Source organism: Methyloceanibacter sp., assembly GCF_051306395.1.
Classification (GTDB): Bacteria; Pseudomonadota; Alphaproteobacteria; order Rhizobiales; family Methyloligellaceae; genus Methyloceanibacter.
This window is the reverse complement of sequence record NZ_JBPPND010000183.1, coordinates 1-12,402: the sequence shown is the minus strand read 5'-3', so window position 1 is coordinate 12,402 and position 12,402 is coordinate 1. Positions and strand designations below refer to the sequence as shown.

The window sequence follows — 12,402 nt, the reverse complement described above, 5'->3', positions numbered from 1 at the left end:
GCAATCACGACGCCTATGTGCGGCTGCACCCCGACAAGAGCACGCGACACTGGCAGCCTTATATGCGGGCGAACGAAGCCGGCGAAGCGCTGTTCCTGACGCCTGCGACCGGCTTTCCCTTCGTGCGCCGCTTCGGCGATATCGCCATCGTCGCCTTGTCCTCGGCAATTCCCACCATGCCGTTTATCGCCGCGGGGCGGATCGGCAAGACGCAGCGCGAATACTTGGCAAGCGCCCTAGACGCGCTCGGCCGCGAAGGTCTGTTCCGCGTTGTGCTGATCCATCACCCGCCGTTTCCCGGCCAGTCGGGATGGCAACGCGGCTTGCGCGACGCCAAGAAGCTGCGCGAGGTGCTGCGGGAGCATGGCGCCGAACTCGTGCTGCATGGCCACAAGCACGAGCAGACCGTGCGGGAGCTCGACACGGTGAGCGGACCCGTGATCGTCGTCGGCGTGCCGTCCGCCTCCGAAGCGGTGGAAGGCCGCGCACCGGCCGCGCGCTACAACGAGTACAACATCGGACGCGCGGGCAACGGCTGGCGCGTGGACATGGTCGGCCGCGCGGCCGCGAGCAGCGATCAAGTGTGGGAGTGCGAGCGGCGCGTGCTTAGGGAACGCTGAGCCAGACCGCGGCGAACAGCCCCGCGGCGCCGGTCAGCAGGCCGATGATGAAGGCCGACAGCACGACGCCCGTACCGGGGCCGGAGCGCTCCGGCTCCGCGAACAGCTTCTGGCGCGGACCCGGCTCCAAGATCGCCGCTTCCATCCGCTCCCGGCGCACGATCTCCTGCGCCATATAGGCCGTGATGCGGTCCGTCACATCGGCCACATTGCTCGCGCTAAACAGCGTGCGGCGGCCGTTCTCGCTGTTGCGGATGAAGAGATAGGCGCCCGAGCCGTCGTCGATGGCCACATAGGTGAAGAGATCGATCCACAGCCGCGCGGGGCGGCTCGGCACAAGCGTGAGATTGAAACGGTCGTCTTGCTTCGGGATCTCGGCGAACACCGTCTCGAGCTCGGCCTTCAGCAGCTCGAGCCGCGCGATCTCGCCGTCGCGATGGTCCGCGGTGACATCGAGGCGCTCGGCCTCGTCCAGACGGGCTTTGCGTATTGCCTCGCGCAATGAGCGGCTCGCCGCCGGGCGCGCGATCGCCTTGACGCTCTCCTCCATCCCCGTAACGCCCTTACCGTTTTCCCTCTTGGCCTCAGCATAGCCCGCCAAGCGGCGGAAATGCGACCCAAATTCCGGGCCGAAATCCTTGGGAAACCCGGCTTTTGGCGGCGCGGCCCCGTTCTCCGCGACCCACGGCGCGTGGCTGGGCTTGGAGCCCTGCCCGAAAGGCCGCGGCAACAGGTTGGCGGGAAACTTATTGGGAGGCGAGTACAACGGAGGCTCTCGCATCATCGAACCATTTGTCGATGGCAGTGTCGACGCTGGCCTCAAGCCCCGACTTCCAAGCGGTGATGGAGGCGTCAAGCGCCTCCTCGTTGGCGGCGACGAAGCTCTCGCGGTTGATGGCTTCGTTGGCCTCGTTGGCGAGATAGTCGATGGCGATGCCGATCGCCACGCCGATGGCCGCGCCGATCACTTGGCCGCCCATGGGCTGGACGGCGGTGCCAACCGCCGCACCTTGCAGCGCAGGCGTCGCCCGTGTCGCAAGCGAGGTGGCGACCCGCGCCGACATCTGCCCAAAGCTGCGGCTGGCAATGCCGTTGATCGCGCGGCCCAAGGTAAGCGCGCCGACCGTGCCGCCGGCCGCCGCCGTGCCCACGCCGACAACGCCGTCGAACGCGCGATCCTCCATCAGATAAACCGGCGCCTTCCACTTCTGCGCATCCCAGTCGAGCTTGACGTTGGTCATCGACGTCGTCGCCGGGATGTCCTCCATGTGGCTCGTATTCTTGGCGAGGAACAGCTGAAGCCGCATGTCGCCATTGGCGATGACCCGCCGGTAGCTGTCATGGGCATGACGCACCGACTGCTCGACGCCCTTGGTGATGGTCTGATCGCGAAGCTCGGGCTTCAACACCTGCTCGGTGTAATTGCGCAGGAAATACGCCTCGACATCGGCCCCGATGGCCTCGGAAAGCGACTCGTACTTACCCGTCTCGAAGAAGCGGCTCACGGCGGAGGAGACGGTCTCCTTCAGCACCACGTAGGAGCGCTTCCAGGCAAAGAACCAATCGGCATAGGCGGCGATCGTCTGCTCGCGATCCTGAAAAGCGAGCGCGAAGCTTCTGTCGAGGTCCTGATGCGCCACCTCTTTAATGCGCGCGCGCTCCTGATCGAGCATCAGGATGGTGTCGTTGACGAACTCGTCGGCCTCGGACTTGCTGGCCACGACCCGGTGCAACGTCCCGTCAACGTCCTTGACGACGAGATCGACCGCGTCCGCGGGCAGACTCTTGCTGGGGAAAAAGATATCGAACACGCTCTGGTCCGGATGGACCGCGGCGGTATGGTCGAGGTGCCGGTAGTAGCTGCGGTAGACTGTGGTCCCGAGCGACAACAGCGCATAGGCGATCAGCACCAGCCCGATGGCGATGCCAATCGGCTTGAGGAACATGCCGAGCGCGGACGGCTTGACGACCTTCTGCTTGACCGCGCGCGCGCGGCGGCCAGCCTTCGCCGGCTCGTGCGAAGCCGCATCGTCATAGTCCGCCACATCGGCGCTAGAAGTTGCGACAAGGGCGGTGCCCTGCCGTGGCATGTCGTCCAGCATGTCTTTTGACACCTCGGAGCTAAAAGTTAACCGCTCCCCCCCGGACCCCTCTTCCATATAGGGCTATTCGGCGCCGCTTGTAAGGCTTGACGCGCGCGCAAGGCTAACGCGGAGAACGCGCGGGGCGTTGCGTTTTAGGGCTTTTCGGCCAGCCCCGAGAGCCAATCGAACAAGCCGCTGCGGTCAGTGCGGTATTTCGCTTGCGTCTCGCCGTCGTCGACCTTGATGGTGATGCCGCCGAGTTCGTTCACCACGGCGAAGGCATGCTCGTCCGTGACGTCGTCGCCGGCGAAGATGGGCACACGCCCCTTGAATGGCGCTTCCTCCAGGAACGCGCGCACGGCGATCCCCTTGTCCACGCCCTTGGGCTTGAGCTCGAACACCATCTTGCCCGGCAAGATCACGAGGCGGGGATTTTTCGCGACCACCTCTTCGACAGCCGCGGCGCAAGCCTCGGAAAGCTCCGGACGCTGCCGATAATGCAGCGCCACGGACGAGCTTTTGCGCTCGAGGATCAATCCGGGATTCGCCTCGGCCAACGGCTTCAGCATGCGGTGCGCCGCCTCGATCACCTCGTTGCCCTTATCGCCGGCATGCATCCGCCCCGATGCGCCGCGCCGGACAGAGCCGTGCTCGGCCGCCGTCGGAAGGGCAAGAGGCGCGAGAAAGCCGTCGACCACATCGAGAGGACGACCCGTAACGACGGCCACCGCGCCACCGAACCGATCGTCTAGGGCGCGGAGCAGATCGCGCACACGGGGCTCCACCTGCACGAGATCGGGCCGCGAGGCGATCTCCACCAGCGTGCCATCGAAATCGAAGAAAAAGGCACTGTTCCGGACAACGGGCGGCAAAATCTCAGTCATGGTGCCTCAAGATCAATCCGTAATTTCAACGTGATAGATGCCACCCGATGGAGCCCTGGCAGCGACGGCGTTGTACGCCAGACGTAGAACAATTTTGCTCATGTTAGGAACCCATTGTGACGATTTCCGTTTAAAATGAGACGCTCCAGGAGAGGTGGGACATGGCGGCGTCATCCAAAACGGGTACGGAAGATGCCATCCAACGTCTCAAGTGTGCAATTTGGCTCGTCTGCCGATCGAACGCCTGCCGACGCCGGGAGGCATGACATGACCGCAAAGTCGCGGAGGCTCGTTGTCGTCTCCAATCGCCTCGCGGACTTCGGCGCCAAGTTTCAGACCGGCGGCCTGGCCGTCGCGCTAGGCGATGCGCTGAAGGCCTCGCAGGGCGTCTGGTTCGGCTGGAGCGGCGACGTGACCGACGACGCGCTTCGCACGCCGCCCAAGGTCGAGTCCATCTCGGGCTTGACCGTAGCCACCATCGACCTCACGCCGCAGGAAGCCGAAGGCTATTACTACGGCTACGCCAACCGCTGTCTTTGGCCCTCTCTGCACTACCGCCTCGATCTGGCCCAATGCAACGAGGAGCACAACGAGATCTATTTCAATGTCAGCGCCCGCTTCGCCGACGCGCTAATGCCGCTGATCGAGCCCGACGACCTGATCTGGGTGCATGACTATCATCTGATCCCGCTGGCCGAGGAGCTGCGCGGCCGCGGCTGCACCTCGCGCATCGGCTTCTTCCTGCACACGCCCTTCCCCTCGCCCGAGATCTTCGCGGCCATACCGGGTCAGAAGCGTCTCGGCAACGCGCTGATGGTCTACGACGTGGTCGGCTTCCAGACCTGCTCCGACCGCGACAATTTCCGCCGCTACGTGGCCGCTTCGCTTGACGGCGAACCGCTTCACGGCGACCGCATGGCCGCGCAAGGCGAGACCACCACCGCTTGCGTGTTTCCCATCGGCATCGACTCGACCGCCTTCCGCAAGCTGGCCGAGGCGGAGAGCAGCAAGGGCCCGATCCTTCCCGACCTTGGCGAGGGCATGAAGACGATCATCGGCGTCGACCGCCTGGACTACACCAAGGGGCTGCCCGAGCGCTTGCGCGCCTTCGAGCAGCTGCTCGAAGAGTTCCCCGAGCATCGCGGCAAGGTGCGGCTGGTGCAGATCGCCCCGCCGACGCGCGAGATCTTGCCCGTCTATCAGGAGATCCGTGAGGACGTGGAGCGCTTGGTGGGCCGCATCAACGGCCTCTTCGGCGACCTACGCTGGACGCCGGTCACCTATATCCATCACGGCGTGCCGCAGGACATTCTGACCCGGCTCTACCGCGAAGCCGCTGTGGGCCTCGTCACCCCGCTGCGGGACGGCATGAACTTGGTCGCCAAAGAATATATCGCCGCGCAAGCGCCTCAGGACCCTGGCGTGCTCGTCTTGTCCCGCTTCGCCGGCGCGGCCGAGCAACTGCGCGAGGCGCTCCTCATCAACCCGCACGACATCAACGAAATGGCACGCGCGTTGGACCGCGCGCTGACCATGCCCCGCCAGGAGCGCTGGGCGCGCCATAACCGGCTGTGGCAGCGGATCGAGACCTACGACCTGGCGAATTGGCGCGACAGCTTCATCCAGTCCTTCGCCGAGTCCGACACGGACCCGGTGAAGCTGTTTCCCAAGAAGCTCGGGGCGGCCTAGCCTTTAGAGGCGCCATTCCGCCTGGCCTGCGACCCGCGCCTGAGCGCGGCCCCGTGGCCTCTAGTCGAGAGGCTTGAAGCCCCTTACTTTCGACGAAGGTTCCGCCTATCAAGGCGCCCTTCGAGACGTCATCGCCCGGCCCCCCAGCCTTACTGAGTTGTCATGATCGATCGCAACGACCGGCACTGGTACAAGAACGCCGTCATCTATGAGCTGCACATCAAGGCGTTCTTCGATTCCGACAATGACGGGGTCGGCGATTTCGCAGGTTTGATGCAGAAGCTCGACTATCTCCAGAACCTCGGCGTCACCGCGATCTGGCTGTTGCCGTTCTACCCGTCGCCCTTGCGCGACGACGGCTACGACATCGCCGACTACACTTCGATTAATCCCACCTACGGCACCATGCGCGACTTCCGCCAATTCGTCGCGGCCGCGCACGACCGCGGCATCCGGGTTATCACCGAGCTGGTGGTGAACCACACCTCCGACCAGCATCCATGGTTTCAGCGGGCGCGGAAGGCAAAGCCGGGCTCCGTGTGGCGCGATTATTATGTGTGGAGCGACACCGACCAGAAATATCCCGGCACGCGGATCATCTTCCTCGACACCGAGACGTCCAACTGGACCTGGGACCCGGTGGCCCAGGCGTATTTCTGGCACCGCTTCTATTCGCACCAGCCCGACCTGAACTACGACAACCCGCGCGTCCTCGCCGACATCTTGCGCGTGTTGCGCTTCTGGCTCGACATGGGCGTCGACGGCCTACGTCTCGACGCGGTGCCCTATCTCCTGGAGCGCGAGGGTACCAATAACGAGAACCTGCCCGAGACCCATGAGCTCCTGAAAAAGTTCCGCGCGGAGCTCGACGAGCGCTATCCGGACCGCATGCTGCTCGCCGAGGCCAATCAATGGCCGGAGGATACGCGCCCGTATTTCGGCGACGGCGACGAGTGTCACATGGCGTTCCACTTTCCTCTGATGCCGCGCATCTTCATGGGGCTCGCCCGCGAGGACCGCTATCCCATCACCGACATTATCAGTCAGACGCCTCCGATCCCCGAGGATTGCCAATGGGCGATCTTTTTGCGCAACCACGACGAGTTGACGCTGGAGATGGTGACCGACTCCGAGCGCGACTATTTGTGGGAGACCTACGCCACGGACCAGCGGGCGCGGCTCAATCTCGGCATCCGCCGCCGGCTCGCTCCGCTTCTCGACAACGACCGGCGCAAGATCGAGCTGTTGACGGGGCTTCTGCTCTCCATGCCCGGCACGCCGGTGCTCTATTACGGCGACGAGCTCGGCATGGGCGACAATTTCTATCTCGGCGACCGGGACGGCGTACGCACTCCAATGCAGTGGTCGGCCGACCGCAATGGCGGTTTCTCCCGCGCCGATCCGCAACGGCTGTTTCTGCCGCCGATCATGGATCCGATCTACGGCTACGAGACGGTCAACGTCGAAGCCCAGGAGAAGCACGCCAGCTCGCTGTTCAATTGGACGAAGCGCATGATCGCCGTGCGCCAGACCCACCAGGCCTTCGGCAACGGCAACATGACGTTCCTGCGCCCGAGCAATCGCAAGGTTCTCGCTTATTTGCGCGAGTACGAAGGCGACGTGATGCTGTGCGTGTTCAACCTGTCGCGCTCTGCGCAAGCCGTGGAGCTCGATCTTTCGAGCCAGAAGGGCAGCGTCCCGGTCGAGCTGACCGGCGCCTCCCCCTTCCCGCCCATTGGCACGCTGCCTTATCTGCTGACGATGCCGGCCTACGGCTTTTACTGGTTTACCCTCACCGATCCCGCGCAACTCCCGTCCTTGCCGGACCTGGCGCCCGAGTCCCTCCCCGAGCTTGAGACCCTCATCCTTAGCGAGGGGTGGAACATCGTGGACAGTCAGCGCGGCGACAGCGCGCGCATTGACCGCATCGTCCACGACCTGTTGCCCACCTATATCGCGCGCCAGCGCTGGTTCGGTCCCAAGGACGCCGTCATCGCCTCCGCCACGCCCGAGCGTATCGGCGAGCTGCCGCAAGCTGGCCGCGAGAATTTCCTGCTGCTTTGCGCGAAGGTGATGCTCGAGGACGGCGCGGCCCAGCGCTACTTCCTGCCGATCGCCCTGTCCTGGGGCGAGGAAGACTTGCGGCACGACAGCCCGCTGCTGCCCTATCTGCTTGCCAAGATTAGGCGTGGGCCGCGGGCCGGACTCGTCTTCGACGCCGCGCACGGCGAGACGTTTCCCCGGGCCTTGCTGCATGCCATGCGCGAGCACCAGACCTTGCCGGCGGTCGACGGCGCCTTCCGCTTCGACGCGAGCGACGCCCTGCGCGCGCTCGACCTTTCCGAAGAGTTCGAAGTGCGCCGCGTGGAGACCGGCGAGCATGCCCACACGGCGCGCACGCTCGACGACCGCGTGAACCTGAAGATTTCCCGCAGGCTGCGCTCCGGCATGGATCCCGGCATCGAGATGGGCCGCTTCCTGTCCAAAACGGACTTCGCCAACAGCCCGCCTTATCTCGGCGCCGTCGAGTATGTGGATGCCGCCGGCACGCCCACGGCTTTGGCCGTTGCTTTCGAGCATGTGCGCAACCAGGGCGACGGCTGGACGGTCGTGGTCAATGCGCTCGACCGCGAGCTGGAAGACGTAGCGCTTTCCGGCGACGGCAATGGCGGACTTCCCTATTCGCTCTCCTTGGTCGAGACTATCGGCGTGCGGACCGGTGAGTTGCACCGCGCGCTTGCCAATGCCGACCCGAGCGATCCGGACTTCGCGCCCGAACCCGTCTCGGACGCGGACCTCGAAGAATGGCGCGCCCGAGCCGTGGCGCGCGCCGAGCAGGCTTTCGCCTCTATCGAGACACTGCCCGACACCGCTGATGCGGAGGTGCAGGAACTTGCCGCCAGGTTGCTGACCTTGCGCACCGCCATGCTGAAACGCATCGACACGCTGGTCCCCACGAGCGCGCGCGGCAACAAGATCCGCCTGCATAACGACTATCATCTCGCCAAGGTTCTCGTGTCGGCGAACGACGTCTATATCGTCGGCTTCGAGGGCGAGCCGGATCAGCCGGTTGACGAGCGCCGGCAGAAAGCGCCGCCTTCGCGCGACATCGCCACCATGCTGCGCTCCTTCGACTACGCGGCGCGCACCGCCGTCGATCGTCAAAGGCAGCGCGGCGCTAGTCAACTCGACGAGATCGAGGCCCGCGCCCTCAATTGGCGCTCGCTCGCCGAGCGGCGCTTCTTGCGCGCCTACGGCATGGCCCGCGACGACTCGGCGAGCGGCTCGCATCTTGCCGGCGGCGAGCTGTTGCCGCTGTTCCTGGCCGACAAGCTCTTTCAGGAGATTCTGTACGAAGGCGTGAACCGGCCGGTCGTACTGCCGATCCCCTTGCGCGCCGCCCTTGAATTGGTCGAGCCGTTGGACGGCCCGCCGGAGGACGACGATTGACGGATTTGAAGCTCGGTCCCGGAAACCCACGCCCGCTCGGCGCGACCTATGACGGCCGCGGCGTCAACTTCGCCCTGTTCTCCGCGAACGCGACCCGCGTCGATCTCTGTCTGTTCGATCAGGGCGGCACGGAGACAGAGCGCATCACGCTGCCCGAATACTCCGACGAGGTGTGGCATGGCTACGTGCCAGGGCTGGCGCCGGGACAGCTTTACGGCTACCGCGTGCATGGGCCCTATGCCCCGCGCGACGGGCACCGCTTCAACCGCAACAAGCTGCTGCTCGACCCTTATGCGAAGGCCTATGCGGGGCAACTTATCTGGGACGACTGCCTGTTCGGCTATCAAATCGGCGCCAAACGCACCGACCTAATCAAGAGCAAGACCGACAGCGCGTGCTTCATGCCGAAATGCGTGGTCGTCGCCGACGGAATGCGCCCGGCGCAACCGCGCCCCAACCGGCCATGGCATGAAACCGTCATCTACGAGGCGCACGTCAAGGGCATGACGGCGCTCAACCCCGACGTTCCAGAACCCTTACGCGGCACGTTCGCCGGGCTCGCCCAGCCGGCGGTGATCGACCACCTCGTCAAGCTTGGCGTCACGGCGCTCGAACTTCTGCCTGTGCACGCCATCGTCAACGACCGGCACCTGGTGGAGGAAGGCCTTAGCAATTACTGGGGCTATAACAGTGTCGGCTTTTTCGCGCCCGCCCAGCGCTATATCTCGCCCGGCGCCGGCATCGAGGAATTCCGGAACACCGTCGACCGCCTGCACGAGGCCGGCATCGAGGTCATCCTCGACGTGGTCTACAACCACACGGCGGAAGGCAACGAGCTCGGTCCCACGCTTTCCTTCCGCGGCATCGACAACGCTTCCTACTACAAGCTCGCCGAGGACAAACGCCACTATCACGACACGACGGGCTGCGGGAACACGCTCAATGTGGGCCATCCGCGCGTGCTTCAACTCGTGTTGGATTCGCTGCGCTACTGGGTCGAGCAGTGCGGCGTGGACGGCTTCCGCTTCGACCTCGCCTCGGCGCTCGCCCGCGACAACACGGACTTCGACCCGAGCGCGTCCTTTCTCGATGCGATCGGCCAAGACCCCGTCTTGAACCGGGTGAAGCTCATCGCCGAACCATGGGACCTCGGCGAAAGCGGCTACCAAGTCGGCGGCTTTCCGCCGGGCTGGGCGGAATGGAACGACCTCTGGCGCGACGGGTTACGCTCTTACTGGAAGGGCGACATGGGGATGCTGCCGGCGCTTGGGCGCCGCATATCGGGCTCTGCCGAGATTTACGATCACCGCGGCCGCAAACCGTGGGCGAGCGTCAACTTCATTACGGCCCATGACGGTTTCACTTTGACCGACCTCGTCTCCTACAACAAGAAGCATAACGACGCGAACCAAGAGAACAACCGGGACGGCCACGCCGACAACCGGAGTTACAATTGGGGCACCAAGGGACCGACCGACGACCCCGTCATCCTCGATCGCCGCGACCGCGTGCGCCGCGCCTTCATGGCAAGCCTGTTGTTCAGCCACGGCACGCCGATGCTGCAAATGGGCGATGAGATCGGCCGCACGCAAGGCGGCAACAACAACGCCTTTTGCCAAGACAACGAGGTCTCTTGGGTCGACTGGACGAATGTGAGCGACCGCGACCGCGCCTTCCACGAATTCGTGCGAGGTGTCGTGAGCTTGCGGGCGCAGATACCGCTCTTGCGCACCAAGCATTTCCTACACGGCGAGCCCGTGGCACCGCTCATCAAGAGCATTGCTTGGTTCAAGCCCGACGGCGAGGAGAAGCAGGCGGAGCACTGGAAAGACCCGGTGGCCAAATGCATCGGCGCGTCCTTCGCCGGCGGCGGCAACATCCTGCTGCTCCTGTTCAACGCGGACGCCGATCCGATCGACTTTATCTTTCCGTATTTCGGCAAGCGTCACTTGCGCTGGCGGCTCCTTTGCGACTCGGCCAAAGGTTTGGTACGTCCCGATGCGCCGATCGCCACCGGCAAGACCACCATACCGGGACGCGGGCTCCTGCTGTTCGAAAGGACCGACTGATGGCTGCGCGCTTCGCGCATGCATTACCGTGGGGCGCCGAGCTTGTCGACGCGGGCGCCCGCTTCAGACTTTGGGCGCCGGCCCAGAACATGGTCGCGCTCCATGCCGAAGGTGGCGCTACCGTTCCCATGGCGAAGATGGAGGACGGCTGGTTCGAGGTCGTCACCGACGCGGTTCCCGTGGACGGGGCCTATCAATATGTCCTGGCGGACGGCATGCGCGTGCCGGACCCGGCCGCGCGGGCGCAAATGGGCGACGTGCACGGGCCGAGCCGGCTGGTAGACCCGCGAAGCTATGAATGGCGCACGCCCGAATGGAAAGGCCGCCCCTGGGAAGAGGCGATCCTCTACGAGCTGCATACCGGGACCTTCTCGCTCGACGGGACCTTCGACGGCATCGCCCGCGATCTCGATCGTCTCGCCGATGTCGGCGTCACCGCCGTCGAGCTTCTACCGGTGGCGCAGTTCGGGGGCAATCGCGGCTGGGGCTATGACGGCGTGCTGCTCTACGCGCCGCACAGCATCTATGGCGGCCCGGAAGGTCTGAAGCGGCTGGTCGACGCCTGCCATGAACGCGGGCTGATGATCCTGCTCGACGTGGTCTATAATCACTTCGGGCCCGACGGAAATTATCTCCATCTCTACGCGCCTGACTTCTTCCACCCGGAACGGCACACGCCCTGGGGCGGCGCCATCGCCTTCGACCGCGCGCCTGTCCGCCAGTTTTTCATTCACAACGTGCTCTATTGGCTTGAGGAGTTCCGCTTCGACGGACTTCGCTTCGATGCCATCGATCAGATCGAAGACCCTTCGCAAGAGGAGATCCTGGCGGAGATGGCGCGCGAGGTGCGCGCGAAATTTCCCGACCGGCACATCCATCTCACCATCGAGGACGACGAGAACACGACCCGGCTCTTGCAGTTCGACGCAACTAACAGACCGCGCCTCTTCACCGCCGAATGGAACGACGATTGGCATCATGCCATGCAGTCGCTGCTCACGGGCGAGGACGCCGGCTATTATCAAGACTATGCCGACGCACCCGCCAAGCGCGTCGCCGAGACCATGGCGCAGGGTTTCGGCTATCAGGGCGAGCCGTCACCGTTCCGGGAGAATCGCGAACGCGGCGAGCCGTCGGAGCATCTTCCGCCCACCGCCTTCGTCGACTTTCTTCAGAACCACGACCAGACCGGGAACCGCGCGCAAGGCGACCGCATCACCACCCTCGCCAAACCGGAAGCAGTGGACGCCGCGCTGGTGCTGCTCCTGCTCGCGCCGCACATCCCGCTGCTCTTCATGGGCGATGAGTACGGCGAGGTGCGTCCGTTTCAGTTCTTCACCGACTTCACCGGCGATCTCGCCGAGGCCGTCCGCAAGGGCCGCAACGAGGAGTTTCGCAACAACAAGTCCTTCGCCGAAGCCTACACCAAGAACCTCGTGTCCGATCCCAATGCGCTCGAAACCTTCGCCGCGAGCGTGCTCGCCCCCACGGCCACGGCGCGGCTCAACCTCGTGCGAAGCTTGATCGCCGCGCGCATGGCCCATGTGGTGCCGCGCTTGGCTAGCATTGGCGGAAATGCCGGCAAGGTCGAGGCGATCGACGGCAA

At 64.7% G+C, this 12,402-nt stretch carries 8 protein-coding genes; 5 read left to right on the top strand and 3 right to left on the bottom strand.

What is annotated here, in order from left to right; genetic code table 11:
• On the top strand, positions 1-620 hold a 620-nt coding region (locus tag ACSLE4_RS09615), incomplete at its 5' end, for a metallophosphoesterase family protein (protein ID WP_435904240.1).
• Here the strand turns inward: ACSLE4_RS09615 and ACSLE4_RS09610 are convergent.
• From ACSLE4_RS09610 to otsB, 3 genes are all read right to left on the bottom strand, one after another.
• Positions 607-1,170: a hypothetical protein gene (locus tag ACSLE4_RS09610; protein WP_435904239.1), complete on the bottom strand. Its 564-nt coding sequence runs from the start codon at positions 1,168-1,170 to the stop codon at positions 607-609. The two genes, ACSLE4_RS09615 and ACSLE4_RS09610, sit on opposite strands and share 14 nt — an antisense overlap.
• Positions 1,171-1,366: 196 nt before the next feature.
• Positions 1,367-2,722: a hypothetical protein gene (locus ACSLE4_RS09605; RefSeq protein ID WP_435904238.1), complete on the bottom strand. Its 1,356-nt coding sequence runs from the start codon at positions 2,720-2,722 to the stop codon at positions 1,367-1,369.
• Between the two features lie 134 nt (positions 2,723-2,856).
• Positions 2,857-3,588 carry a trehalose-phosphatase gene (gene otsB / locus ACSLE4_RS09600; RefSeq protein ID WP_435904237.1) on the bottom strand — a complete coding sequence of 244 codons (732 nt, stop codon included), beginning with the start codon at positions 3,586-3,588 and terminating at the stop codon, positions 2,857-2,859.
• A gap of 267 nt (positions 3,589-3,855) precedes the next feature.
• Between otsB and ACSLE4_RS09595 the strand changes: the two genes are divergently transcribed.
• From ACSLE4_RS09595 to treZ, 4 genes are all read left to right on the top strand, one after another.
• The gene (locus tag ACSLE4_RS09595; protein ID WP_435904236.1) at positions 3,856-5,277 is read left to right on the top strand and encodes an alpha,alpha-trehalose-phosphate synthase (UDP-forming); all 1,422 of its coding nucleotides are present in this window, start codon (positions 3,856-3,858) and stop codon (positions 5,275-5,277) included.
• A gap of 162 nt (positions 5,278-5,439) precedes the next feature.
• Entirely contained in the window at positions 5,440-8,727 is a 3,288-nt protein-coding gene (treS, locus tag ACSLE4_RS09590; RefSeq protein WP_435904235.1) for a maltose alpha-D-glucosyltransferase, read from the top strand.
• The gene (glgX, locus tag ACSLE4_RS09585) at positions 8,724-10,796 is read left to right on the top strand and encodes a glycogen debranching protein GlgX (RefSeq protein WP_435904234.1); all 2,073 of its coding nucleotides are present in this window, start codon (positions 8,724-8,726) and stop codon (positions 10,794-10,796) included. Before treS ends, glgX begins: the two co-directional genes overlap by 4 nt.
• On the top strand, positions 10,796-12,402 hold a 1,607-nt coding region (gene treZ / locus ACSLE4_RS09580; protein ID WP_435904233.1), incomplete at its 3' end, for a malto-oligosyltrehalose trehalohydrolase. The genes glgX and treZ, both read left to right, overlap by 1 nt.